Origin of the sequence: Burkholderia sp. B10, from assembly GCF_004368385.1 — a bacterium.
GTDB classification, from domain to species: Bacteria; Pseudomonadota; Gammaproteobacteria; order Burkholderiales; family Burkholderiaceae; genus Burkholderia; species Burkholderia vietnamiensis.
Genome location: NZ_PQMX01000011.1, coordinates 1 through 25,020 on the forward strand (window position 1 = coordinate 1; position 25,020 = coordinate 25,020).

Consider the following 25,020-nt stretch of genomic DNA (forward strand, 5'->3'; position numbering starts at 1 on the left):
CTCATCGTATAGGAACGGCCTGCCCACCCGAAGTGCTCCCCAGTGCCCCATGTCCCGGATGGTCACACCATACGCTCAAACCGCTCGGCGCGGGAACGCGAGGCACCGGCTATATCATGCCGGTTACTAACGGCACAGTTGTGCCGTTGAGCACAAGTTGTCCACCTGGACACGTTTCGCTTCAGCTTTATCGGAAATTGGCTGTACGTTTGAAGGTTTGGTTCGCGGTGGCAATCGACCGCGATTCGACGCGAAAAAGCCGACCCAGTGGGTCGGCTTTTTCGTTTCTGATAAATCGGCATGCCCAGTTCAGTCCGGGCACCTTCTAGCCCCTCTGACGTCTGTCCATGATGCCTCGGATGCCGGTCATGGCCTCACGGGCATCCGGGTTGAACGACTGCGCCGGCGACCGATCGACCGGCACGCAGCAGTTGCTCGACGATGGCCGTTTTCAGGGCGACGTTGTTCGGGTCGTACAGGCCTGCGACGGCGTGCACCCGCCAGCGCAATCGTAGACGCCCGTGTTGCCTTTGTCGGTCGACGAGCAGGTGGCCGTGTTGCACGAGCGGGCAAACGGCGGCATCGCGTGGCCGTTCAGGATTGAGGTGTTGCCTTCGCCGGTCAGCGGGATATGGCTGGCGTTGCGTGCACCGGCGCGCCGAAGTTCAGGCAGTCGACGGCGCCGTCCTTGGCGTAGTCGGCCGGGTTCGGACTAAAGAAGACCGTGCAGTTCGCGCTCAGGTGAAAAGTCGACGTTCGTCCGGTTGCGTATCGAAATCGTTGTCGGTCACTGCTGTCTCTGTCCTGGTCTTGTGATCGTGTCGATGAGGCGATACCATCGGCAGGATTGATGTTATACGATGACACGATGATATTATCGCTGAATGCACCAGCGTTCCCGCCAGTGTCTGGCAGAGAACAAGCCGTCATACTGCGCTTACACGCGGTATATAAGGTTATTTTGGTTGCAGGTGTACTTTTGGCTCGCCTCAAAAGGCAGGAATTTCCTATGGGGCAGCGCAAAAATCCTGTATAGAAAGTACGATGTCATACGTTAAAATGCGCGACCGATGCGTCGGGCGCCACGTAACACACTCAATCCGCCCAAAAATGCCCGGAACGTACAGGCCCGATGCCCGGGACGTCCCACGACATGCCGTCAAGCGGCCAATGACCAAGCAGAGACAGGAAAGCAAGATGCGCAACATGACGGTACGAGCCAGCCTGCTCGTGGCACTGACGATGTTTGGGGTGGTGATCGTGATTGGCGGCATCGCCGGCGTCGTGTCGCTGCGGATGGCCAATGCGAACGCGCAGCGCCTGCACGAGATTGCGCGGCAAACCATCCTCGTCAACGACGCCTACAAGGACAGCACCCGCACGCGTTCGGCGCTGGTGCGCGCCTATAGCGCGCTGAAAGAGCGTAACGACACGGCGACGCGCGATTCGGCCTTGCAGAGCGCGAACCGCACCTTGGAACGCTCCGCGAGCGAAACCCGCGCGTATCGCGACGCAAGTGCGTTCGACGGCATGGATGCGGAGCTCAAGCGCCGGCTCGTGGCGTCGTCGGACGGGCTCGCCGCGCTGCTCGCGCGCGCGGCCGACGCGCTGCGCAATAACGACACTGCCGCCTACGTGACCATCAATGACCGCGACGTCACCCGCGCGGGCATGGTGTACTCGCAAAACGTCGAGAAGCTGCAGACACTCGCGAACACCCTCACCGAACAGGCGCTCAACGACGGCAACGCGCGCTACCAGTGGATTGTGGGCTTCGTGGTGGTCGGCGTCGGGCTGGCGCTTGCGCTGGTGGTCGTCGCGCACGTCGCGCTCGCGCGCATCGTGACGCGCCCGCTCGGCGAAGCGGTGGCGGTGCTCGACCGCATCGCGTCGAACGATTTGACCGTGCGTGTGCCGGAGGCGGGCCGCAACGAAATCGGCCTGCTTTTCGCGGCCATGCGGCGCATGCTCGACGGACTCTCGCGCACCGTGAGCGGCGTGCGAGACAGCTGCGACGCGATCCACACTGCCGCGCGCGAGATCGCCGCCGGCAATCTCGATCTGTCGAGCCGCACGGAGCAGCAATCGGCGTCGCTCGAGGAAACCGCCGCGAGCATGGAGGAACTGACCTCGACGGTCAGACAGAACGCGGCGAACGCCACCGAGGCGAGCACGCTCGCGACCGGCACGGCGGACCTCGCGCGCCGGGGAGGCGACGTGGTCGGCCGCGTGGTCCGGACCATGCAGGACATCAGCGCAAGCGCGCTCAAGATCGCCGAGATCACGAACATGATCGACAGCATCGCGTTCCAGACCAACATTCTCGCGCTGAACGCGGCCGTCGAATCGGCGCGCGCGGGCGAACAGGGGCGTGGCTTCGCGGTGGTCGCGGGCGAGGTGCGAACGCTCGCGCAGCGCAGCGCGAACGCCGCGCGCGAGATCAAGGAACTGATCGGCGCCTCGATGAACGAGGTGCAAAACGGCAACGCGCTCGCGGCCGAAGCGGGCGCGGCGATGGAGGAGATCGTGGGCGCCGTGCGCAACGTGGCGACCATCTTGGTGGAAATGACGTCGGCCACGAGCGAGCAGAGCGCCGGCATACAGCAGGTGGGCATCGCCGTGAGCCAGATGGATCAAGTCACGCAGCAGAATGCGGCGCTCGTCGAGCAGGCCGCCGCCGCCGCGGATGCGCTGGAGCATCAGGCGCAATCGATGAAGGATGCCGTGGCGGTATTCCGCCTCGGCGAAGCTTGACGGGTTTTACCAACGATAAAAAAGGACGAACGGTGGAGCGCCGCCGCGTGGCGCTGGCACTCTCGGGCAACTGCTCGATGCAGCGGGCGAGCAGCCCGAACGCTGCATGCACGAGCATCGCTTTTGTCTCGTCGACGGAGGTGTGTCGACGGACGCTCTCATGTCGAATAGTGACAGTGCTTCCACCTCGACTTCACCTGCTGCGCTTGCTCCATGCCACCGCTTCTCGATTCCATGAAACAGCAGCTTCGTCCACCGATCACGCGCTCGTCGTGATCGCGCGTCCTGGATGGTCTGTGGCACCTCAGCATGTCGATGCCCGACGGAGTGCCCGATTCATTGGCCGCACGAATTCTGAAGGATGTGTTTGCGCCGATGTTGCGTCGCGGCGTCGCCTGACCGGTCTTCGCGACGAACGAGATGCCGATGCAGGCCCGCCGCCGATCGTCGCAGTATCCGTCCACATCTCTGCGAACCCCGGAAGCATCGCGGCGAGGCCTGACTATCGAGCCGCCATCGTCAGCGCCAGAATTGCTCCACCCATTGGCAAACACGCTGCCACTCGGCCGTGCGCATGTACGCCTGGGTTTCCTTCTCCAGCTCCGGCGCCTTATGCCAGTCGTCGAGGCCGATGAATTGACTGAGCACGAAATTGCCGCGCTGGTAGTTGGCGTTCAGGATCTGCCCGGCCTGTTGTGCGGCGACCATCGCCGTCGTATCCATCGTCAGCCCGAGCAGCGCGGCTGCCGGTACGTTCCCGCTTTCGGCCGGCCACAGCCATGTCGAAACGCCCCAGTCCAACGGGTTGCCGACCGCACTCGGCGGAATGCCCGCCGGGCTGGTTCCGGTGCCGAGCGACAGCAGGCGCATGTCGTCGAGACTGCCTGCGCGACGGCTGGCCAGCGCCTCGGCGATCGCCGACAAAGAAGGATTGTTGGCGAACACGCCGCCATCGGCGAAATAGCCGAGCCCGGCGATTTCGTACGGCGGGAAATAGGTCGGTGCAGCCGACGTGGCAAGAGCGGCATCGAACAGGCTGACATTGCGATAGGTGTTGCCGTTTCCGTTGGACAGCGTGCACGGCGCCCAGCTCTTGACTGACGGATCCCACAGGCGTGCCGAGTTGATTGCGACGAAGCGCGACAGATCGGCCAGCCTGCCGTTGCCCACCAGCGATCTGGCGATCTGCTGCAGCCCGGTGTTGACATACTGGCATTGGAAGAAGCCGGGTCCGGCGAAGACCGTGCCCTGTTCGACGGCTTGCTTTTGTGCGAGCCATGCGTCGTTTTCCTGAAAGATCACCGAACCCTTCGTCCTGTAGATGTCGACGATCTCGGAAATGGATACGCCGTTCGCGAGCCCGAGGGCGATCAGGCCGCCCGTCGAGGTGCCGGCAAAGCCGTCGGCGCGCGCGATGATCTGACTGCGCCGGTCGAGATCCTGGATGAGCAGGGCAGTGATCAATCCCCGGATACCGCCACCATCGCAACTGAGAATCTTGAAGGTCATGGTGTTGCCTTTTTCGATCGTGAGATGAATGTGAACGGCGCAACCCGGCGGGCGTCCCGCCCGTGTCGCCGGGCGGGCGCCTGCTTCCTGCGCTGGGTCGAAGCCGGAAATTCGAGCAAACGGACGAAGCGTTCTGCGTTATTGCTCGTCGAACTTCACATCGAGCACGGTGTACGCGTCCCACGCATATAAATACGCGTTGTCCTTCGAATAGATCGAGAGTTTCTGATGATTGAAATCGGAAATCAAAACCGAGCCTTGCCGCGTCCAGCCGCGCGCGCCGATCCAGTTATAAAAACCGACGTAGGCATTGTTGCTGACCGACATATACCGGCTGGTGCCGAGGATCCGGTAATACGTCACGCCGTTATAAGGGTACTGTTCGAGCGTCAGCGCTTTCGCGGCGGAATCGACCAGAATGGCCCATTCGCCGCTGTTTTGCCCCAGCCAGCCCAACTGCACGCCATCGTGATAGAGCGCCATTTTGAATGTATCGACGGCGCGGGCAGAAACAGGGACGGTATTGGCGAATTCGGCAAAGGTCCCGTGCGGCTGGTTTTCAATCGGATTGAGGTTCATTTTTTCACCTTGAAGAGGTTGGATGCTTCCCCGTGCCTTCGAGAACAGCTGCATGCGCCGCGGACGCATGCGCGCCGGCATCGTCAAAGGCCGCGATTCCGGCGAATTTCGTGGTGCTCCGATCTGGCTCGGCAATAGCGGATCGACCATGGCGGCGGACGACGCCGATGCTCACGTCCGCGACGGCGGGACATGCGGGAGCATGGCTTCATGGAAGGCCCAGGATTCGATTTCCTTCTGTGTGGTGGTCTCGGGTATCGCTGTTTTATTGTCGATCGATTTGATACCAGTGATTTATAGGAAATGAAATGCCGGATGACAAGGTGTGCAAAAGAGGAAAATCCAATCGAAATTAAAACAATGCCGATCGAATTGCGTATATCTGAAACATTCGAACCTGGCCGGCTTATCGGTGGTTGGGCATGCTTGGGATGATCGAGGTGCGATGAAATCGCTCGCGTTCGGAGGCGGACGGAATTCTGTCCGCTTGGCCTTAGCTATCCTGCTTGTGGTTCGAGGTGCAGACGAATCTCGGCCCCGAAATTCCCGTTTCAGAAATCGGTATCGCCCGATCAGTTTTCCCGATCGCGAACACAGGTGTTGCCCTGCGCGTGGAACGCGGGCGGACATTCGGGGGCGGCGAGCGTGCCGGTCCTGCCGTTGCATCCGAGGCGGTCGACGCCTGCGGGACAGGTGATCGCCGACGTGGCCGGCGCGGCCATCGCGGCGACGACCGCAACGGGCGCGCGCATCTCGTCCGCGCGCGTGCGCGCCGCTGTTGCCATATCGTTCGGCGAAGCCGACGCCACCGGTGCGCGCGATTCATGCGCGGCCTGCCGCACGGCACCGTGGCGCTCGCTGCGCGGCGCCTTCGCCGGCGCACGTGCCGTGTGTCCGACCGGCTGCGACGCCGCTGTGGGCGTCGCAGCGACGGTGGCGGCCCGATGCCGATGGGCGGCCGCATAGGCGATGGCGGCTGCGGCGATCGCCACCGACGCATAGCGCAGCACGGTGCGGCGCCGTTTCGGTCGCCGCGCGATTGCGTCGCCGGAGCCGAACGGCGTGTGTCCGCCGGTGCGCGCCGTCGCCAACGGCGCGTGCCGCGCGGTGTCCTGCGAGACGTGGCCGCGCTCGGCTGCCGGCCGCGGCGCGACGGTGAACGTTGTGTTTTCGTCGGCTGCCCGCGACGCGGGCCGCACCGGTGCAGGTGCGCGCGATGATGCCGGCTCAGCGGCTTCCACCACTTCGGCTGCCTTTACGATGCTCGCGACCGGCATCGCGACCACCTCCCAAGTCGGCGCGCTGGCGCGCTCGACGGTTCGCGCGGCCGTGGCGCCCGGTATCGCCCGCGGAATCAGCTCGCGCTCGTGCGCGAACGCACGCAGCCACGCCAGCGGCCACGGTTCGCGGCCGCGCGTCGACAGCAGGAGCTCGAGCGCGTCGGCGCCGCAGATCTCGACGCGCGGATCGACGCGAATGTGCAGATTCGATCCCGGCGGGATTTCCGGTTCGAACAACACCGCGCCTTTCGGATAGGAGACCGCTTCGCCGTCGGGCCGATGTTCCGACATCGCGTTGCGCAATGCCTGGTTGTTGCGCAGCGCCTGCAGGTAACCATTGCCCACGCGCCTGGTCGATCCGTCGGCATAGTTAAGCGTCCATTCGCCGTTTTCCTGACCGGTGACGGGCGCGCGGAAGCCTTTGACTTCGAGTTGCAACGTCGTCGTCTCGGTGCCGACGAGGATGTCGACCTGTCGCCCGTTGACCGAGATGTCGCAGAGGATGACCGCCGCCTGTTCGCGTTCCGCGAGCCAGCGAACGACGCGCTCGAGCGCCTGCTGCTCCGACGAATTCAGTTCCTCGGTGCTGCCGAAATAAAGTTCGATATTGTGCATTGTCGATTCGATCGCGCGGCAGCATTTGCTGCCGCTGAACGGTTGGCCCCGGACCGTATTCAAGCACGATTCGCGGGATCGGCGGCGGCTCGCCGCGCGCGGCCGCCACCGCATCCGCTGGCAACGTTTCCATCGAGAAATGTCGGGAGCGGCGCGATCGCAATCAAGTATCCTGTGACGCAGCCGGCGCCGCGTTTCATCCGTCAGCCGGAACAAACACAAACCGATTTCGCCCGACGGCGGGCGTCCATCATGACCATGCTGCGTTCGTGGGGTGCGATTCTCTCGTTGCTGATGCTTGCCGCGTGCGCGAGCCTGCCGCCGCAGGTCGACCGCACGCCGACGCATGCCTACACCGATACCGGCAACACGCGCCTCGGCGTCGCGTTCCGCGCGCAGGCCGCCACCCACCCTGGGCAGGACGCGTTTCATCTGCTCAGCGATCCGGTCGACGCACTCGATGCGCGCGTGCTGCTCGCCGATCGTGCCGATCGTTCGCTCGACCTTCAGTACTACATCTGGCACGACGATCTGACCGGTCACGCGCTCGCGGACGCGATCATCCGGGCCGCCGATCGCGGCGTGCGCGTGCGTGTGCTGCTCGACGATCTCGGCACCAACGCCGACGACCGCAAGCTGCTCGAAATCAGCTCGCATCCGCACATCGAGATCCGTCTGTTCAATCCGGTCGCGACGCGCGAGTTCAAGAAGATCGGCACGGTGCTCGAATTCTCGCGGGTCAACCGGCGCATGCACAACAAGGCGATGATCGCCGACAACCAGGCGGCGATCATCGGCGGCCGCAATATCGGCGACGAGTATTTCGGCGCGTCGTCGATGCTCGAGTTCGGCGATCTCGACGTGGTCGTGCATGGCCGCGTGGTCAACGACATCTCGACCGAGTTCGATACGTTCTGGAATTCGCCGTATGCGTATTCCGTCGGCGCGCTGGTCGGGCACGACGCGACGCCGGGCAGCCTCGATCGCGAGCGCGAGCGGCTGCGCGATTATCTGCGCGCGATGGAGGACAACCCGTACGTGCTCGAAGCGCGCGAGCGGCTCGACCGGATCGTGCATGGCGAAGGCACGGAGCTGTCGTGGGGACGCGCGACCGTGCTGTATGACGATCCGGCGAAGATCGCACGCGCGCCGAACGACAGCGAAGGGCACCTGCTGCCGCAGCTGCGCGCGCTGGCGCTGCGGCCCGAGCACGAGCTGTTGATCGTGTCGCCGTATCTGGTGCCGGGCGCGGCGATGATCGAACGGCTGCGCGCGCTCACCGCGCGCGGCGTCCGCGTGACGATCCTGACCAACTCGCTCGCATCGACCGACGTCGCGGCCGTACACGCCGGTTACCGGCGCTATCGACGCGAGCTGGTGGAAGCGGGCGTGCGGCTGTACGAGCGCCGGCCGTCAGGCGACAAGAGCATTTCGAAGCGGCTGATCATCGGCTCGTCGCGCGCGTCGCTGCATGCGAAGACCTATGTGTTCGATCGCAAGAGCGTGTTCATCGGCTCGATGAATCTCGACCCGCGCTCGCTGAGGCTCAATACCGAGATCGGCGTTTACTGCGAGAGCCCGGCGCTCGCGGCACAAGTCGCGGCGGACCTGGAGCCGCGGCTCGATCGCATCGCGTGGCGGGTCGAAGCGACGACCGATCCGTCCGGCACACGGCGCCTCGAGTGGATTCAGACCGACGAGGACGGCAAGGTGACCGAATTCGACCACGAGCCGGAAGTGTCGACGGCACGACGCGTCGAGGTGTGGTTTCTCGGCTTGTTCCCGATCGAATCGCAGCTGTGACGCGGCGTGCGTGAAACGTGCACGGACAGCCGGCTCGGCCAAGTGCCGGGCGGAACGGCGCGCATCCGGGCACGCGCGCGTCGCGCCCGGCGCGGATCACTGCGGTGCGGGCCGCGGCGGCGGATTGACCGCTGCCGATGGGGCGGCAGCCGTATCCGGGCCTTCGGCGCCTTCAGCGCCACCGTGTTGTGCGCCCGCGTCATACGCGACGACGCTGCGCTGCGGGTTCGCAATGCGGATGCCGCGTTCGCGGAACAGCACCGCGATGCGCCGGTTGAACTCGCGCTGCACGCCCCAGCGTGCCGAATCCTTGCACTGGATCTGCCCGGCGAGCGTGACGGTCGCGCCATCGACCTGATCGACGCCCCAGTAGCTGAAATCCGACAGAATGCCGTCCTTGTAGTTCGGATCGTCGCGCAGCGCGGCGCCGATCTCCTTCAGCGTCGCGATTGCCGGATCGATGTCCTGGCCGTACGCGATGCTGACCTTGACGGCCGCGTTGCCGAGCCCGCGATTCGTATTGTTGACGGTCGTGACCGAACTGAACGGGATCGTGTACAGCGAGCCGTCGCCGCCGCGCAGCCGCACGGTGCGGATCGACAGGTATTCGACCGTACCCGATACGCCGGCGAGCGTGACCCAGTCGCCCACCTGCATCGCGTTCTCCATCAGCAGAAAGATACCGGTGATGAAGTCCTGCACGAGCTTCTGCGAGCCGAAGCCGAGCGCGACGCCGAAGATGCTGGCGCCGGCGAGCAGCGGGCCGATGTTCACGCCGATCTGGCTGAGGCCGGTCAGCACGACGACCAGCGCGATCATGATCAACAGCAGCGAGCGCAGCATCGGCAGCAGCGTGCGCAGCCGCGCGGCGCGCACGAGATTGCCTTCCCGCGTCCACTGCTGCAGGCGGCGCTCGATCGCGATGTTGGCGGCCTCCCAGACGAACAGCGCGACGAGCGCCGCGATCGCGATCGTCATCAGCGCGGACGCCAGCCGATGGCCGATCGTGCCGGTCTTGAACGCATGGAAGATCGGCACGCCCCAGATCTGCAGCAGCAGCACGACGGTCACGATCGCAATCACCGTCGACACGATCCTGCGCAGCAGCGGGTAGTAGCGGTACGCGTGCAAATGGACGAGCGTACGGTCGTCGTCGCGGCGCTGGAACAGCCGCGCGAGCGCGCCGAACACGACGATCGATACGATCCGCATGCCGATCATCACCGCGATCGAGCGGCCGCCGAGCGCGATCAGCACGCGGTAGCCGTTGTGGACGTCGAGCGCCCACACGAACCACAGTGCCATCACGGCGAACACCGCGACGGGCGCCCACGCGTCGGCGAGCGCGTGGGAGAACATCGCGAACGCGCGGTGCTCGTCGCCGGTCGCACGGATGCGCGCGGCGACCGGCTGCCGGCATCGCAGGATCAGCGCGGAGATCATCAGGTGGCCGACGAGCGCGACCGCTTTCAGCAGCGCGACGTGGCCGGCCTCGCTGAGGCCGAAGCTCGCGGCGAGCTCGATCGCGGCCGTACAGATGCCGACGACGATCGCGATTCGCGCGATCGCGCGCTGCGCGTACGCGGCCCACGCGTCGCTGATGTGCAGCAGCCGCAGTTGTCGCGCATCGGGCTGGAAAAACAAGCGACTGACGATCGTCACGAGACGGCAGATCACGTAGATGTCGATCAGCGAGCCGAGCGCGGTGTCGGTCGGCGTGCCGTCGCCGTCGAGCACCGACATCGTCAGGCTCGCGACGCCGGCGAACACCAGCAGCGGCACCGCGCGCACCACCAGACTGACCAGCGCGCGCGGCATCCGGTGCAGCAGCGTCGTATGGCGCCGCGCGTGGCCGCGGCTTTGCGTCTCGGGCGTGGCGGACGTGCTCGATACGCTCGAGGCGCTCGGGGTGCCGGCCGCGAGCGGTGTCGACGCGGCGGGGTCGATCGACTCGGGCAACTCGGTCGACTCGGGCGGCTCCGTGTCGGACGGCGCGGCGTCGGCCCGTCGCGACGACTCCGCGCGACGCGCGCCCAATGCGCGCAGCGTGCGTCGCAGCAGCCTTCTCGCGAGCCATTCGGCGCCCAATGCCGGCACGAGCACGGCGACGATGGTCAGGAGCGCGTGCAGCAGGTCCGCACGTTCGTCGGCGCGTACCATCCGTTCGTGCCACCAGTTGCCGACCGAAGCGACGTCGAGCAGCGAGCGCAGCGATTCGTTCAGCGCGCCGCCGATTTCGCCGGCCCAGCGCGAGCCCTGGCGCACCAGCATCGACGCGAGCCCGTTGGTCGTGAGCGCGGCGGGCGCGGCCGCCGACGCAGCGCTGGCCGGCGCCGCCGCGCTCGCCGGCAACGCTGGCGTGCTCAGTACGCCGACGGCGGCGATCGCGCGCAGCGTCGTTTCGACCTGTTCGCGCTCGCGCGGGTTTTGCAGCACGGAGAGCGCCTGTTGCGCCTGTTGCGGCGTCAACGCAGGCACGGCGCCCGACGCGGCGGACGCGGCAGCGGGAGCCGAGGCCGGGGCGGCCGCATGGGCAATGGAGACGACGGCGGCGAGCAGCCAGCCGAGCAGGAAATGTCGCATGGATGGGCATGCGGGCGCGCATTCGGATGCGGCCCGGCGGTCTGGACGATGGACGGACGTTAACATGATCGCGACCGGAACCGAATAGTTCCATCGGCGGCGAGCGGGCGCGAATGGGGCAACCCAGGCGGCGCATGCGAGCGCATCGGCTCAGGCGATGAAAGCGTCGCGGTGCGGCCCGCGCGCTCGATCGTTGCGCGACCATGGGGTTCATCCGCCGGGAATGCAACGTGCTGCGCGGCACTTCCCGGATCACTGACGAATCATTCGCGACCGTCGTGAAAAACCGGCAGCACGTGTTCCGCGATTTCCTCGACGACTTCGCGCACCGGGCGCGCCGAGCCGAGGTTCAGCGTCACGTGATGCGTGCCGGCTGCGCGCATGCGTTGCAGGACCTCGATCAGCGCCGCGCGTCCGGTTGCGTAACCGAGCGGCAGGGCGGTGGCGGGCGCAGCGCGGTTCGCATCGAGATCGAGCCGCATCGCCACGCCGAACGCGCGAAACGCCGGTTGTGCCAGCCGCTCGACGGCCGCTCGCCACATCGAATGACGCGCATGCTGCGTCTCCGGATCGCGGTGATACGTCATCCAGCCGATCGCGTTGCGCGCGATCCAGTCCACGCTTTGTCCTCCCGAGCCGACCGCGAGCATCGGCACCGCGGCGTCGCCGTGCGGCAGCAGCGCGAACGCCGGCGCGCCGGGCGGCGTCTCGTCGGGCGGCACGCGCGACGGAACGTCGAGCCCCGCCGCGACGACTTCCCAATGGCGGCGATAGCGGTCGCGCCGCGTTTGCGCGTCGACGCCGAACGCCGCATATTCGGACGGCCGGTCGCCGGAGCCGAGGCCGAGGACGAAGCGCCCGCCGGACAGCGCGGCCACCGACAGCGTGCCCTTCGCGATGTGCAGAGGATGCCGCAGCGGCAGCACGATCGCACCGCTCGCAAGGACGATCCGGCGCGTGCGCGACGCGAGCGCGCCGAGCAGCACCCACGGGTCGAGATGTCCGACCGGGTCGGGATAGTCGGCACTGTTCAGCGGCACGTCGCGCACCCACAGCGCGCGAAAGCCGAGCGCGTCGGCCAGGGCGGCGAGTTCGAGTTGTTCGTTGAAATCCGCGACGCTGTCGCCGGCGCGCAGCAGCGGCAGCGTCAGGCCGATCGACAGCCGCTCGTCCGAGAAGACCCGGCTCGCGGCGCCGGTGCGGTCGGTAGCGGTCGGCGGCATGGTCATTCCTCGAATGAGTGGACGAAGCGGACACGCGTGCGGCCGTGTCCGGGGTTGGCGATGTACCGACGGGCATCGCGTTGAGCACGCATCGTGCATCGTGCGTCGGGCCGGCTGCGGAGCGCGCCGCGCGATTCGTGCTGCCGCGGCGACGATCGCAGGATTGTAAGCGGATCGTCGGTATCGCGTCGGCACCGGTGAACCGCGCCCGCCAACGCGAACGATCGCCACGACAGTGCGGTCACCGTCCGCCGCTCGCGCGGACGGCCTCGCTGTTTCATTTTCGAATCATTCACGCGTTGGCGTCGCTGCGCGCATTGCATCGCCGCGATATCGGGGCCCGTGCAGCCTTGCGCCGCGCAGCATGGTGCGCTCCTTGCATGTCTTGTGCACGCCAAAAGTGCGCGCGCCGCCGCCGTGGCGCGCGGCCTTCGCTTCAGCGGGTCGGACGCATCGAACACGGGGACAAGACAATGAGAACAGATCGAAGCGCAACCTGTCGTGTTGCAAACATGAATCGCAGTCCTGTCCGTGATCGTGCACGCGCGTCGCCGCTGCTGGTGGCGACGTAGGCGCGCGCCCGTCCGTTCCGTCCGGACGCACGCCGACAGCCAGTGTGCAGGCGTGACGCACGGGATCGACCGCTGCCGGCCGGCATGACCCGCGGCGGCATGCTGCGGGACGACCGACGGCAGCGAAGCGTCGTCGTGCCGCCCGCCGCGCGCAGCAGGCGCGAGCCGGACGCCACGCGCTCGCTGCGGCGCGGCGAATCGCCAAAAACCGCGAAGTGTGGACGCGCAGGCCGCCACGCCATACCGGGAAATCGCAGGTGCAGTTCAGGGGTAGGGTTCGCCGGCCGAGCAGCGGCGGATCCGACGAGTTTGTGCTGTCAGTTGATCCACTACCCCGATGGATCAATTGTTGGAGCGCCCATCGCCATGTGGCCGATGGGCGTCTTTTTTTGCGCCATCGCGGTCGTGTGCCGGCCTCCGGCCGGATCGCGCAGCGTTCTGTATCATGTGCTGGCGTGCTGGAGCGCCGCTGCGGGGCGCACGACGTTCCGGCGCGCCCCATCACGTTCGATCACGCTCGATCCCGCCCGCCGACATGAACGACACCCGCCTGCACGATCCCGACCAGCACGACCTGTACGACCCGCCATCTGCCGGCATCGACCCGGCCGCGCTCGATGCGCTGCATACCTTCGTCGAGCGCCATCCGCGGCTGCTCGTGCTGACCGGCGCGGGCATCAGCACCGATTCCGGCATTCCCGGCTATCGCGACCGCGACGGCAAATGGATGCGCTCGCCGCCGATCCAGCTGCAGGACTTTCTCGGCTCCGACGCCGCGCGCCGGCGCTACTGGGCGCGCAGCATGATCGGCTGGCCGGTGGTCGGCCGCGCGCAGCCGAACGCGTCGCATCGCGCGCTCGCGCGGCTCGGCGCAGCCGGCCGGATCGAGCGCCTCGTCACGCAGAACGTCGACGGCCTGCACCAGCGCGCGGGCAGCGCCGACGTGATCGAACTGCATGGCGGCATCAACGGCGTGATGTGTCTTGATTGCGGCGCCGATCATGCGCGCGCGACGATCCAGACCATCCTCGAAACGGACAACCCCGAACTGCTCGGCGCACGGGCGGAGCCGGCCGCCGACGGCGACGCGCATCTCGAATGGACCGCGCTCGATACGTTCCGCGTGCCGGCGTGCCCAGCGTGCGGCGGGCTGCTGAAGCCCGCGGTGGTGTTCTTCGGCGAAAACGTGCCGCGCGAGCGCGTCGCGCTGGCGTCGCAGGCGCTCGATGCGGCCGATGCGCTGCTCGTGGTCGGCTCGTCGCTGATGGTGTACTCGGGCTATCGCTTCTGCGTGTGGGCGCACGCGCAGCACAAGCCGGTAGCCGCGCTGAATCTCGGCCACACGCGTGCCGATCCGATGCTGACGCTGAAAGTCGAGGCGCATTGCGCGCCCGCGCTCGACGCGTTGAATACGCGGCTCGGCATTGCGGCCGGCGTGCCGGAGCGTGCAGCGTGAGCGGGCCGACGGCATCGCCCGATCCGGCCGAACGGTTGTCGGCGCCGGCCGCCGAGCGCAACCGCGGACCGATTCTCGACGTGCTGCGCCGCGTGCTGCCGGCGCACGGCAGCGTGCTGGAGATCGCGAGCGGCACGGGGCAGCATGCGGTGCATTTCGCGCAGGCGATGCCGGGGCTGCGCTGGCAGCCGAGCGATCCCGATCCACGGGCGCGCCGCTCGATCGCCGCGTGGGCCGCGCATGCGGGCGTCGCGAACCTCGCCGAGCCGCTCGCGTTCGACGTGCGCGACGCGTCGTGGCCGGCCGATGCGCTCGACGCCGTCGTCTGCATCAACATGATCCATATCTCGCCGTGGGCGTGCACCGCCGCGCTGTTCGCCGGCGCGGCGCGCGCGCTGCGCACGGGCGGCGTGCTGTTCCTGTACGGTCCGTATCGGCGCGAAGGCCGTCACACCGCGCCGTCCAACGAAGCGTTCGACCGGCAGCTGCGCGAGCGCGACGCGTCGTGGGGCGTGCGCGATCTGGAGGCCGTCGTCGCACTCGGGCTCGATTGCGGGCTCGACTGCGTCGAGGTCGTCGAAATGCCGGCGAACAATCTGAGCGTCGTGTTCCGGCGCTTGCCGCACGCGGAGCAATGACACGTCGTCGCGCATCGCGACCGGGTTTCCACTATCCTTTCGCCTGTGCGCGCGGCCCGATTCGGGCCGCGCACCGTTTTTTCCGGAGAATTGACTAATGGGCAAACAAGCAATCGGTGTGATCGGGCTCGCGGTGATGGGGCGCAATCTCGCACTCAATATCGAGAGCCGCGGTTACGCGGTGTCGGTGTACAACCGCAGCCGCGAGAAAACCGACGAACTGATCGCCGAATTCCCGGGTCGCAATCTGGTCCCGACCTATACGCTCGAGGAATTCGTCGCGTCGCTCGAAACGCCGCGCCGGATCCTGATGATGGTGAAGGCCGGCGAAGCAACCGATGCGACCATCGCGTCGCTCAAGCCGCTGCTCGAGAAGGGCGACGTGCTGATCGACGGCGGCAACACCCACTTCACCGACACGATCCGCCGCAACCAGGAGCTCGCGCAATCGGGCCTGCACTTCATCGGCACCGGCGTGTCGGGCGGCGAGGAGGGCGCGCTGCGCGGCCCGTCGATCATGCCGGGCGGCCAGCGCGACGCGTACGACCTGGTCGAGCCGATCCTCAAGCAGATCGCCGCGAAGGCGCCGTCGGACGGCGAGCCGTGCGTCGCGTACATGGGGCCGGACGGAGCGGGCCACTACGTGAAGATGGTTCACAACGGGATCGAATACGGCGACATGCAGCTGATCGCCGAGAGCTACGCGGTGCTGAAGGACGTCGCGGGCCTGACGAACGACGAGCTCGGCGCGGTGTACACCGAGTGGAACCAGGGCGAGCTCGACAGCTACCTGATCGAGATCACGTCGAAGATCTTCGGCAAGAAGGACGACGAAACCGGCAAGCAGCTCGTCGACGTGATCCTCGATCGCGCCGCGCAGAAGGGCACCGGCAAGTGGACGAGCCAGAACGCGCTGGATCTCGGCGTGCCGCTGCCGCTGATCACCGAGTCGGTGTTCGCGCGCGTGCTGTCGTCGCTGAAGACCGAGCGCGTCGCGGCCAGCAAGATCCTGTCGGGGCCGGCTGCCGCGCCGTTCGACGGCGATCGGGCCGCGTTCGTCGAAGCCGTGCGCCGCGCGCTGTACTTGAGCAAGGTGATCTCGTATGCGCAGGGCTTCGCGCAGCTGCGCACCGCATCCGAGGAGTACGGCTGGAATCTCGATCTCGGCACGATCGCGAAGATTTTCCGCGCGGGCTGCATCATCCGCGCGCGCTTCCTGCAGAAGATCACCGACGCCTACGCGAAGGATCCGGCGCTCGCGAACCTGTTGCTCGACCCGTACTTCAAGGACATCGCCGCCAACTACCAGACCGCGCTGCGCGACGTCGTGGTGGCCGCGGTGAAGGCCGGGGTGCCGGTGCCGGCGTTCGCGTCGGCGGTCGCGTACTTCGACAGCTATCGTTCCGAGCGGCTGCCGGCGAACCTCGTGCAGGCGCAGCGGGACTTCTTCGGCGCGCATACGTTCGAGCGGACCGACCGCCCCGGCAGCTTCCACGCGAACTGGTCCTGAGGGAGGCGGCGAGCCGCGATTGTTGCGAAATTCTATTCTTTGAGTAGGGTTTTTGGTTCCAGATCCCGGGATTGTTGGCGTCACGGAAACAGTGTTTTCGTTCTTTCATGGTTTTCCCTAGGTGCTCGCCGGACTAAACTTGGTTCCATCGCTGCAGACATGGTGTGTGCGGCGGAGCAAAAAAATTCCGGAGGTAATCATGAAATCGCTGATCGCAACGTTCGCTGCAGCTGCCGTTCTCGCCGTCCCCGCCGTGTCGTTCGCCCAACAGAATGCGCCGGTCACCCGTGCGCAAGTGAAGGCCGAGCTGGTCCAACTGCAACAGGCCGGCTACAAGCTGGGCAGCGACCGGACCGACTACCCGGTCGGCATCCAGGCAGCTGAAGCGCGTGTGAACCCGCAACAGAACGTCGCCGCTGCCGATACCAGCGGCTACGGCGCGCAACCGGCCGGCCAGCAAGAGTCGGGTGCACCGGTAGCCAAGACCGGCTGGCAAGTGAAGCGCGTGTCGGACGGCGCACCGATCTACAAGGGTCGTTGATCGCCGACGGTCGGCGGGCCGCTACCGCGGCCCGCGTTGACCGATCTCAGGCAGTACGAACAGCCCGCCGTTCCGCATCCCGGAACGGCGGGCTGTTTTCATGGGCTGCACCGGTCGCGAGCGGGCGGCGGCAGCCGCAAGATTGTTGCGGGATCGGCTACGGGTCGCGGGCATGGGCGCGACCAATGGTATCTTTGCCGGGCGGGACGACGCGAAAAAGGGGCCGATGAGCCCATTCGCGCCGACGTTCCGCAGTGGAAACTGCCGGCCGCGCCAGCGGTCGGATACTGGTTGGTCCGGCCGTGCGGCCGGACATCGTGCGTCGCATGCCGGAGGGCGGTGGGCGGCGCAACGACGCAAACCCCGGAGGACCCTTGAGAGAAACGATTCCGATCCACGAGGCGCTGACGCGCTGGCTGCCGCAGGCGGCGTTGGTCGTCGCGGCCGCGGCGCTGTCGGGCTGTACGATGACGCCGTGGACCGACAGCTGGCAGCCGATGCGATCGTCGACGCCGATGTCGGCCGCGACGCCCGGCGTGATCGCCGGCTATTACCGCGTCAACCCGGGCGACACGCTCGCGAGCGTCGCGGCTGCCTACGGGCAGCGCGTGCAGGACGTCGCGAGCTGGAACCACATGTCGCCCAACGACGCGCTGTCGCCCGGCCAGGTGCTGCGCGTCGCGCCGCCGCCGGCCGCGACGTCGCTCACGCAGGCGCCGTCCGCCTCCGCGCAGCCGGGCTCGCTGGCATGGCCGGCTACCGGCATCGTCGCGATGCCGTTCTCGGCCGGCAAGACGCGCGGCATCGTGATTGCCGCGTCGGGGCCCGATCATTCGGTGCGCGCCGCGGCGAACGGGCGCGTGGTTTATGCCGGGACGGGCGTCAAGGCATATGGGCCGCTCGTGATCCTGAAGCATGAAAACGGCCTGATCACCGCGTACGGGCACAACGGCAAGCTGCTCGTGAACGAAGGCGACGCGGTGCGCACGGGGCAGCCGATCGCCGAGATGGGCACCGATCCGAGCGGACGCGCGACGTTCGAGTTCGAAGTTCGCCAGAACGGCAAGGTCGCCGATCCGATGAACTTCCTGGCGCGCAACGGCGGCTGACGCCATCGCATGACGACGTGTGCGCCGCGCGGCGCACACGTTCCCGCCTTCACCCGTCCTCGAGCTGCGCGGCGCCGAGCCGCGCCGGACGATTGCCGAGCCAGCGAATCCCCAGCGCGAGCGCCGCGGCGCCGAGCGCGATCAGCGAACACTGAACGGCGACCGGCAGGTAGCCGTGCGGCCGCGGATCGACGAACGGATACGGGTACCAGTTTTCCAGTGCGCCGCGCACGAGCGTATAGCCGAGATAGACGACCGGAAAGCCGAGCCACGCGACTGTGCTGCGGCGCGGAATCGGCGAGCGCGGCCCCACGTACAGCCAGTCGCACAGCACGACGAGCGGCACGATCCGGTGCAGCACCCAGTTGTTCAGGGGTGGCGTGACGTGACGCAACGCATCGAGCCGCGCGAGCAGCAGCTCGTAGACGATCGCGGTGATCAGCACGTACAGCACCGCCGCGCCGCGCATCGACTCGTAGCGCGCGGAGCCCGTGCGCGGAATGCGCGACAGCCCCGCGATCAGCATCGCCGCCGCGTACAGACTGCTCAGTTGTGTGAAATAGCTGAGATAGTTGCCGAGATGAAAACTGGGCATGCCCCAGCGGCCGGCGACGCTGTGCAGCGTGGTGGACACCGCGAGCAGCGCGGCGACGAGCCGGTAGGCCGCAACGAAGAACGCTTTGCTCATGATGCCTGCGCAACGTCGCACCAAAGCTTCATCGTGCCACAGCCGCGCACGCGCGCGATGCGGACTTTCCATATGGCCGCCATGCCGCCGCGCCGCTCCGATTCGTCGGATATTTGATCCAGTCGTGCAACACCCGCTGCCCGCGACGCTACAATCGCGACAGCCGCCGCGCGCCGGGCAGCCGCGGCCCGTGCCGGCCGCGCATACTCCACGAGCAACATGAGAGCAACGATGAAAAACATAATCGCGAAACAGTCGCGCTACAGCACGCCGGCTATCTTTTTCCACTGGGCCGTGTTCCTGCTGGTGGCGCTGACTTATCTGGCGATCGAGGTTCGCGGCCCCAAAGGCAGCGACAGCCGCGCGTTCTGGATGAACGTGCATTTGACTGCGGGCACGTTCGTGCTCGTCCTGTCGGTGCTGCGCGTGGTGTGGCGCATGGTGAGCCGCGCGCCGGACGCGATCATGCAGGCGCCGTTGCTGAAGTGGCTGTCGACGCTCGCGCATCTGGCGCTGTACGTGTTCATCGTCGCGCAGCCGCTGCTCGGCATCATGATGGTCAACATGGGCGGCAAGCCGGTGTCGCTCGACTGGCTCGGCGTGTCGTTCACGCTGTTCGGCCCGGACAAGGCGCTGCGGCCCACGATCAAGGAAGCGCACGAGCTGATCGGCAACGCCTTCTACTTCGTGATCGGGCTGCATGCACTGGCAGCGCTTTATCATCATTTCGTCCGGCGTGACGACGTGCTGCGTCGCATGATGCCGTAATCCGCACAGGTTCGACGCGCGCACGCTGCAGGGGCGCATGGTTGTCGATACAACCATGCGCCCCTGCGTCGTTTACGGCCGCGCTCGGCTGGCCAGCGCGCTGAACATTCTGTAACATCGCGGCTGCTTTTACATTCCGTTTACGCACTGCCGCGCATGCTGCATCGACATCGTCATCTGACCGCCTGGCTCGGCGTGTTCGCGATCTGGCTCGCGATCGCCGCGCCGCTGGTATCGCAGTGGCGTATCGCGCAGGCCGCATCGCCCGATGCGGTCGTCTGCGGCACCGGGCACGGCGCACATCTGGCGCGGGCGGCGCAGCAGACGCACGATCACGCGGCGCATCTCGACGCCTGCGGCTATTGCGGCTTCTTCGCGCACGTTCCCGCGATCGGCGGCCCCGTCGCCGCGTCGATCGCCTTCATCCCCGCCGTGTTCGCGGGCGCTGCCGCACCGCGCACGCTTGCGGCTGCCACACGACGCTATCCGCGCGCGTATCCACGCGCACCGCCCGAGCGCGCCTGACGCGCAGTCTTCCGTCTCTTTCATCGCCGCTATCCGTGCAGTCCGTCGAGGCTGCGTGGAGGGCGTCACTCGGGCTTACTCATGACTAATTTTTCGTCGCGCGCGCCGAACGCGTCGCGCCATCCCGATGCACGGCGCGTGCCGCGCGTGCTCACTCTCACCGTTCCCGCGCTGGCCGTCAGCGCGATGACCGCCGCCGTCGCGGCCGAACCCGTGCGCGTCGCCGGCGCGCCGCCGGACGACGCAGCGTGGCTGTTGCCGCCCGTCGAAGTCGTCGCGTCGCCGCTGACGACGCCGCTCGTCGTCGTCACCGATCCGAAGACGCCGCGTCAGCCGCTCCCGGCAAGCGACGGCGCCGATTATCTGAAGACGATCCCCGGTTTCACGTCGATCCGCAGCGGCGGCACCAACGGCGACCCCGTGTTGCGCGGGATGTTCGGCTCGCGGTTGAACATCCTGGCGAACGGGCTGCCGACGCTCGGCGCCTGCCCGAACCGGATGGACGCGCCGACCTCGTACATCGCGCCGGAGAGCTATGACAAGGTCACCGTCGTGAAGGGGCCGCAGACGGTGCTGTACGGGCCGGGCGCGTCGGCCGGCACCGTGCTGTTCGAGCGCGTGACGCCGCGTTTCGAGCGGCCGGGCATGCGCTTCGACGGCAGCGTGGTCGGCGGCTCGTTCGGCCGCAACGACCAGAACGTCGACGTGACGGCCGGCACGCCGGACGTCTACGGCCGCGTGATCGCGAATCACGCGCACGCGCAGGACTACCAGGACGGCAACGGCAATACCGTGCCGTCGCAATGGGACAAGTGGAACGCGGACGCCGCGCTCGGCTGGACGCCCGACGACCATACGCGAGTCGAGCTGACGGCGGGCACCGGCGACGGCTACGCCCGCTACGCGGGGCGCGGAATGGACGGCGCGCATTTTCGCCGCGAAACGTTCGGCCTGTCGTTCGACAAGCGGCATCTCGGCGACGTGCTCGAGCGGATCGAGGCGCGGGTGTACTACAACGAAGCCGATCACGTGATGGACAACTACACGTTGCGTCAGCCGGATCCGACCAGCAGCATGCCGATGCGGATGGCCTCCGAGGTGCGGCGCCGCACGTTCGGCGCGCGCGCGGCGGCGACGCTCCGGTTCGGCGACGACTTCAAGCTCGTGACCGGCGTCGACGCGCAGTCGAACCGGCTCGATTCGCGCTCGGCGATGGGACGGCAGAACTACGGCGACCAGCCTTGGGACCCGCAGGCGACGATGTGGAATGCCGGCGCGTTCGGCGAGCTGACGTGGTTCGCGAGCGATGCGGCGCGCGTGATCGGCGGCGCGCGGATCGACTACGCGAGCGCGCGCGACAAGCGTGCGGCGACGAGCGGGATGATGACGAGCAAGCCGAATCCCACGTTCGACGACGACCGCGCACGCGTGCTGCCGAGCGTCTTCGTGCGCTATGAACGCGACCTCGCGTCGCTGCCGCTCACGTGGTACGCCGGTATCGGCCACGCGCAACGCTTCCCCGACTATTGGGAGCTGTTCTCCGCGACCCGCGGCCCGGCGGGCTCGATCAACGCGTTCTCGGCGGTGCGGCCGGAGAAGACCACGCAGCTCGACATCGGCGCGCAGTACAAGAGCGACCGGTTCGATGCGTGGGTGTCGGCCTACGCGGGCTACGTACAGGACTACATCCTGTTCGACTACTCGCCCGGAATGATGGGCGCGACCACGCGGGCGACCAACGTCAACGCGCAGATCATGGGCGGCGAAGCGGGCGTGTCGTGGCGGCCCGTCGCGCCGCTGCGCGTCGAGACGTCGCTCGCGTATGCATGGGGGCGCAACGCGACGAGCGGCGATCCGTTGCCGCAGATGCCGCCGCTCGACGCGCGCTTCGGGCTCGAATACACCCGTGGCGCCTGGTCGGCCGGTGGCCTGTGGCGAGTCGTTGCGGCGCAGCATCGCTATGCGTTGAACCAGGGCAACGTGGTCGGCAAGGACTTCGGTCCGAGCAGCGGGTTCGGCGTGCTGTCGCTCCATGCGCAATACAACGTCAGCAAGAAGGTGCAGATCTCGGTCGGCGTCGACAACGTGCTGAACAAGGCCTACACCGAGCATCTGAACCTCGCGGGCAACGCGGGCTTCGGTTATTCGGCGAACGCGCCGGTGATGGAGCCCGGGCGTACCGCGTGGGTGCGCGTCAGCGCGAAGCTGTAACGCGCAGCGCGTGTGCGATGCAGCATGCGCGCGCAGCGGCGCGCCCCCGCCCGAAGCGGCGGGGCGCGTCAAGCGATTAGAGAACCGTATCTAGTCGGGACCCAACGTTCGCCACTCGTGATTCACTCCCGCATTCGATGCACATGCCGGCTGCGTTCGAGGCAACGGGCAATGTGCATCGATCCGATCTTATTCGCACCAGAATCACAATAATCAGGAGAACATAGATGGTCAGATCGATGCGTTCCAGGGTGGTGGCAGCGGCAGTGGCATGCGCGATGAGCGGCGCGCAGTTCGCGGGGACGACCGCAGTGATGACGCTCGCGACGACGCACGCGGCGACCGCGGCAACCGCGGCCACGGACGACTACGCGGCGACGCGCTATCCGGTCATCCTCGTGCACGGCCTTACCGGCACCGACAAGTACGCAGGCGTGCTCGAGTACTGGTACGGCATCCAGGAGGATCTGCAGCGGCACGGCGCGACCGTCTATGTCGCGAATCTGTCCGGTTTCCAGAGCGACGACGGTCCGAACGGGCGCGGCGAGCAGCTGCTCGCTTACGTGAAGACGGTGCTCGCCGCGACCGGCGCGACCAAGGTGAACCTGATCGGTCACAGCCAGGGTGGCCTCACGTCGCGCTATGTCGCGGCGGTCGCGCCCGATCTGGTCGCATCGGTGACGACGATCGGCACGCCGCACCGCGGCTCCGAGTTCGCGGACTTCGTGCAGAGCGTGCTCGCCTACGACCCGACGGGGTTGTCGTCGTCGGTGATTGCAACCTTCTTCAACGTTTTTGGCATCCTGACGAGCAGCAGCAACAACACGAACCAGGACGCGCTCGCCGCGCTGAAAACGCTGACGACTTCGCAGGCCGCTGCATACAACCAGAACTATCCGAGCGCGGGTCTCGGCGCGCCGGGCAACTGCCAGACGGGTGCGCCGACGGAGACGGTCGGCGGCAATACGCACCTGCTGTACTCGTGGGCCGGCACCGCGATTCAGCCCACCGTGTCGATGTTCGGCGTCACCGGCGCGAAGGACGTCAGCACGATTCCGGTGATCGATCCAGCCAACGCGCTCGACCTGTCCACGCTTGCGCTGCTGGGCACCGGCACGGTGATGATCAACCGCGGCGCCGGGCAGAACGACGGCCTCGTGTCGAAGTGCAGCGCACTGTACGGGCAGGTGCTGGGCACGCGCTACAAGTGGAACCACCTCGACGAAATCAACCAGTTGCTCGGCGTGCGCGGCGCGTATGCGGAGGATCCGGTCGCGGTCATCCGCACGCATGCGAACCGGCTGAAACTCGCGGGTGTGTGACCTCCGCTCGCGCGCAACGCGACGCGCGTCGCGTTGCGTCGCGGGACGTGTCGACCACTCGGCGAACGGTCTCGCGGGGTGGTCAAACCTTCGCGGTTTGTGATTCACTCTCGGCCTCGACGCGCACGCCGGTACCGTTGTCTGCAACGGCGCGTGCGCGTCGCCGACGCGTGTTCGCAACGGCAACGCAATGGCCGGCGGCACGCCTTTGAGGACGATGAATTCGGGGGTGTACACATGACTAAATCGATGCGTTCCAGGGTGATGGCGGGTGCAGCGGCATGCGCGATGAGCGCTGCGCCGTTCGCGGGAGCGACTGCCGTGATGGCGCTCGCGACGACGCGCACGGCCGTGGCGGCAACCGCGCCATCGGACACTTACGCGGCGACGCGTTATCCGCTCGTTTTCGTGCACGGCATCAACGGCAACGAGAAAATCGGCGGCGCGATCGATCAGTGGTACGGCATACGTGGCGATCTGCAGCAGCACGGCGCGAGCGTCTATGTCGCGAATCTGTCGGCGTTCCAGAGCGACGACGGTCCGAACGGGCGCGGCGAACAGCTGCTCGCTTACGTCAAGCGGGTGCTCGCCGCGAGCGGTGCGACGCGGGTGAACCTGGTCGGTCACAGCCAGGGCGGCCTCACGTCGCGCTATGTCGCGGCGGTCGCGCCGGAACTCGTCGCATCGGTGACGACGATCGGCACGCCGCACCGCGGCTCCGAGTTCGCGGACTTCGTGCAGCGCGTGCTCGCCTACGACCCGACGGGGCTGTCGTCGGCGGTGATCGCGAAGTTCGTCAATCTGATGGCATTCCTGACGAGCACCAACTTCAACCTGAAGCAGGACGCATTGGCCGCGCTGCAGACGCTGACCACGTCGCAGGCCGCCGTCTACAACGTCAACTATCCGAGCGCGGGCCTCGGCGCGCCGGGCAGCTGCGAGACGGGCGCGTCGACCGAGACGATCGGCGGCCATACGCATCTGCTGTACTCGTGGACGGGCACCGCGATTCGGCCGGCCTTTTCGCTATCCGGCGTCATGCTCGCGAAGGATGTCAGCACGATTCCGTTGATCGATCCCGCGTACAAGGACGACTCTTCGACGCTTGCGATGCTCGCCACCGGCACGGTGATGATCAATCGCGGCTCGGGGCGCAACGACGGGCTCGTGTCGAAATGCAGCGCGCTGTACGGGCAGGTGCTGGGCACGCACTACAAGTGGAATCACGTCGACGAGATCAATCAGACGCTCGGCGTGCACGGTGCGTTTGCGGAGGACCCGGTCGCGGTCATCCGCACGCATGCGAACCGGCTGAAACTCGCGGGTGTGTGATC

At 66.9% G+C, this 25,020-nt stretch carries 19 protein-coding genes and 1 pseudogene; 13 read left to right on the plus strand and 7 right to left on the minus strand.

Annotation, left to right across the window (positions count from 1 at the left end; genetic code table 11):
- Positions 1-511: 511 nt before the first annotated feature.
- Positions 512-747: pseudogene (locus tag C3Y15_RS32195) on the minus strand (endopolygalacturonase); the annotation flags it as partial.
- 450 nt (positions 748-1,197) lie between these two features.
- Here C3Y15_RS32195 and C3Y15_RS08110 point away from each other — a divergent pair.
- Positions 1,198-2,754 (plus strand): methyl-accepting chemotaxis protein, encoded by a 1,557-nt coding sequence (locus C3Y15_RS08110; RefSeq protein WP_069240603.1) that lies wholly within the window; start codon positions 1,198-1,200, stop codon positions 2,752-2,754.
- 519 nt (positions 2,755-3,273) lie between these two features.
- Here the strand turns inward: C3Y15_RS08110 and C3Y15_RS08115 are convergent.
- Both C3Y15_RS08115 and C3Y15_RS08120 read right to left on the minus strand, forming a co-directional pair.
- The gene (locus tag C3Y15_RS08115; protein WP_034194994.1) at positions 3,274-4,263 is read right to left on the minus strand and encodes a patatin-like phospholipase family protein; all 990 of its coding nucleotides are present in this window, start codon (positions 4,261-4,263) and stop codon (positions 3,274-3,276) included.
- 138 nt (positions 4,264-4,401) lie between these two features.
- The gene (locus C3Y15_RS08120; RefSeq protein ID WP_041494097.1) at positions 4,402-4,842 is read right to left on the minus strand and encodes a hypothetical protein; all 441 of its coding nucleotides are present in this window, start codon (positions 4,840-4,842) and stop codon (positions 4,402-4,404) included.
- Positions 4,843-4,864: 22 nt separating this feature from the next.
- Here C3Y15_RS08120 and C3Y15_RS08125 point away from each other — a divergent pair, with 22 nt between their 5' ends.
- Positions 4,865-5,149, plus strand: a complete 285-nt coding sequence (locus C3Y15_RS08125) for a hypothetical protein (protein ID WP_043292103.1) — start codon at positions 4,865-4,867, stop codon at positions 5,147-5,149.
- Positions 5,150-5,414: 265 nt separating this feature from the next.
- On the opposite strand, the gene C3Y15_RS08130 is transcribed toward C3Y15_RS08125, so the two are convergent.
- Positions 5,415-7,085, minus strand: a complete 1,671-nt coding sequence (locus C3Y15_RS08130) for an NERD domain-containing protein (protein ID WP_311732193.1) — start codon at positions 7,083-7,085, stop codon at positions 5,415-5,417.
- On the opposite strand from C3Y15_RS08130, the gene C3Y15_RS08135 reads away from it, so the two are divergent.
- Positions 6,990-8,540, plus strand: a complete 1,551-nt coding sequence (locus C3Y15_RS08135) for a phospholipase D family protein (RefSeq protein ID WP_011881684.1) — start codon at positions 6,990-6,992, stop codon at positions 8,538-8,540. The genes C3Y15_RS08130 and C3Y15_RS08135 overlap by 96 nt on opposite strands.
- A 96-nt stretch (positions 8,541-8,636) precedes the next feature.
- Here C3Y15_RS08135 and C3Y15_RS08140 read toward each other — a convergent pair whose 3' ends face one another.
- Together C3Y15_RS08140 and C3Y15_RS08145 are read right to left on the minus strand one after the other, a co-directional pair.
- Entirely contained in the window at positions 8,637-11,123 is a 2,487-nt protein-coding gene (locus C3Y15_RS08140) for a mechanosensitive ion channel domain-containing protein (RefSeq protein WP_034194998.1), read from the minus strand.
- Between the two features lie 263 nt (positions 11,124-11,386).
- Positions 11,387-12,346 carry a TIGR03571 family LLM class oxidoreductase gene (locus tag C3Y15_RS08145; RefSeq protein WP_069240604.1) on the minus strand — a complete coding sequence of 320 codons (960 nt, stop codon included), beginning with the start codon at positions 12,344-12,346 and terminating at the stop codon, positions 11,387-11,389.
- A 1,107-nt stretch (positions 12,347-13,453) separates the two neighbouring features.
- On the opposite strand from C3Y15_RS08145, the gene C3Y15_RS08150 reads away from it, so the two are divergent.
- From C3Y15_RS08150 to C3Y15_RS08170, 5 genes are all read left to right on the plus strand, one after another.
- Positions 13,454-14,374 (plus strand): NAD-dependent protein deacetylase, encoded by a 921-nt coding sequence (locus tag C3Y15_RS08150; protein ID WP_059623981.1) that lies wholly within the window; start codon positions 13,454-13,456, stop codon positions 14,372-14,374.
- Positions 14,371-15,012, plus strand: coding sequence for a DUF938 domain-containing protein (locus C3Y15_RS08155; protein ID WP_059695968.1), 642 nt, complete (start codon positions 14,371-14,373; stop codon positions 15,010-15,012). The genes C3Y15_RS08150 and C3Y15_RS08155 overlap by 4 nt, the downstream gene beginning before the upstream one ends.
- A 97-nt stretch (positions 15,013-15,109) precedes the next feature.
- Complete coding sequence (gene gndA / locus C3Y15_RS08160; protein ID WP_011881690.1) at positions 15,110-16,522, plus strand: NADP-dependent phosphogluconate dehydrogenase; 1,413 nt, start codon at positions 15,110-15,112, stop codon at positions 16,520-16,522.
- Positions 16,523-16,721: 199 nt separating this feature from the next.
- Positions 16,722-17,063, plus strand: a complete 342-nt coding sequence (locus C3Y15_RS08165; RefSeq protein WP_011881691.1) for a DUF4148 domain-containing protein — start codon at positions 16,722-16,724, stop codon at positions 17,061-17,063.
- 374 nt (positions 17,064-17,437) lie between these two features.
- Positions 17,438-18,172 carry a M23 family metallopeptidase gene (locus C3Y15_RS08170; protein ID WP_034195002.1) on the plus strand — a complete coding sequence of 245 codons (735 nt, stop codon included), beginning with the start codon at positions 17,438-17,440 and terminating at the stop codon, positions 18,170-18,172.
- 49 nt (positions 18,173-18,221) lie between these two features.
- Here C3Y15_RS08170 and C3Y15_RS08175 read toward each other — a convergent pair whose 3' ends face one another.
- On the minus strand, positions 18,222-18,860 hold the full coding sequence (locus C3Y15_RS08175) for a Pr6Pr family membrane protein (RefSeq protein ID WP_034195059.1): 639 nt from the start codon (positions 18,858-18,860) through the stop codon (positions 18,222-18,224).
- Positions 18,861-19,091: 231 nt separating this feature from the next.
- Between C3Y15_RS08175 and C3Y15_RS08180 the strand changes: the two genes are divergently transcribed.
- The 5 genes from C3Y15_RS08180 (at position 19,092) to C3Y15_RS08200 (ending at position 25,018) form a co-directional block, all read left to right on the plus strand.
- The gene (locus C3Y15_RS08180; RefSeq protein WP_034195003.1) at positions 19,092-19,628 is read left to right on the plus strand and encodes a cytochrome b; all 537 of its coding nucleotides are present in this window, start codon (positions 19,092-19,094) and stop codon (positions 19,626-19,628) included.
- 156 nt (positions 19,629-19,784) lie between these two features.
- Positions 19,785-20,153, plus strand: coding sequence for a DUF2946 domain-containing protein (locus tag C3Y15_RS08185; protein WP_011881695.1), 369 nt, complete (start codon positions 19,785-19,787; stop codon positions 20,151-20,153).
- 81 nt (positions 20,154-20,234) lie between these two features.
- On the plus strand, positions 20,235-22,364 hold the full coding sequence (locus tag C3Y15_RS08190) for a TonB-dependent copper receptor (protein ID WP_059895546.1): 2,130 nt from the start codon (positions 20,235-20,237) through the stop codon (positions 22,362-22,364).
- Between the two features lie 227 nt (positions 22,365-22,591).
- Positions 22,592-23,686: a triacylglycerol lipase gene (locus C3Y15_RS08195; protein ID WP_069246540.1), complete on the plus strand. Its 1,095-nt coding sequence runs from the start codon at positions 22,592-22,594 to the stop codon at positions 23,684-23,686.
- A 237-nt stretch (positions 23,687-23,923) separates the two neighbouring features.
- Complete coding sequence (locus C3Y15_RS08200) at positions 23,924-25,018, plus strand: triacylglycerol lipase (protein ID WP_011881698.1); 1,095 nt, start codon at positions 23,924-23,926, stop codon at positions 25,016-25,018.
- Positions 25,019-25,020 lie beyond the last annotated feature (2 nt).

Bases quoted from the DNA above. Each gene is read 5' to 3' on its own strand.
- C3Y15_RS08110 (WP_069240603.1), top strand. From the start codon at position 1,198: ATGCGCAACATGACGGTACGAGCCAGCCTGCTCGTGGCACTGACGATG.
- C3Y15_RS08115 (WP_034194994.1), bottom strand. From the start codon at position 4,263: ATGACCTTCAAGATTCTCAGTTGCGATGGTGGCGGTATCCGGGGATTG.
- C3Y15_RS08120 (WP_041494097.1), bottom strand. From the start codon at position 4,842: ATGAACCTCAATCCGATTGAAAACCAGCCGCACGGGACCTTTGCCGAA.
- C3Y15_RS08125 (WP_043292103.1), top strand. From the start codon at position 4,865: ATGCTTCCCCGTGCCTTCGAGAACAGCTGCATGCGCCGCGGACGCATG.
- C3Y15_RS08135 (WP_011881684.1), top strand. From the start codon at position 6,990: ATGACCATGCTGCGTTCGTGGGGTGCGATTCTCTCGTTGCTGATGCTT.
- C3Y15_RS08130 (WP_311732193.1), bottom strand. From the start codon at position 7,085: ATGCGTCGGCGTGCGGTCGACCTGCGGCGGCAGGCTCGCGCACGCGGC.
- C3Y15_RS08140 (WP_034194998.1), bottom strand. From the start codon at position 11,123: ATGCGACATTTCCTGCTCGGCTGGCTGCTCGCCGCCGTCGTCTCCATT.
- C3Y15_RS08145 (WP_069240604.1), bottom strand. From the start codon at position 12,346: ATGCCGCCGACCGCTACCGACCGCACCGGCGCCGCGAGCCGGGTCTTC.
- C3Y15_RS08150 (WP_059623981.1), top strand. From the start codon at position 13,454: ATGAACGACACCCGCCTGCACGATCCCGACCAGCACGACCTGTACGAC.
- gndA (WP_011881690.1), top strand. From the start codon at position 15,110: ATGGGCAAACAAGCAATCGGTGTGATCGGGCTCGCGGTGATGGGGCGC.
- C3Y15_RS08165 (WP_011881691.1), top strand. From the start codon at position 16,722: ATGAAATCGCTGATCGCAACGTTCGCTGCAGCTGCCGTTCTCGCCGTC.
- C3Y15_RS08175 (WP_034195059.1), bottom strand. From the start codon at position 18,860: ATGAGCAAAGCGTTCTTCGTTGCGGCCTACCGGCTCGTCGCCGCGCTG.
- C3Y15_RS08180 (WP_034195003.1), top strand. From the start codon at position 19,092: ATGAAAAACATAATCGCGAAACAGTCGCGCTACAGCACGCCGGCTATC.
- C3Y15_RS08185 (WP_011881695.1), top strand. From the start codon at position 19,785: ATGCTGCATCGACATCGTCATCTGACCGCCTGGCTCGGCGTGTTCGCG.
- C3Y15_RS08190 (WP_059895546.1), top strand. From the start codon at position 20,235: ATGACTAATTTTTCGTCGCGCGCGCCGAACGCGTCGCGCCATCCCGAT.
- C3Y15_RS08195 (WP_069246540.1), top strand. From the start codon at position 22,592: ATGGTCAGATCGATGCGTTCCAGGGTGGTGGCAGCGGCAGTGGCATGC.
- C3Y15_RS08200 (WP_011881698.1), top strand. From the start codon at position 23,924: ATGACTAAATCGATGCGTTCCAGGGTGATGGCGGGTGCAGCGGCATGC.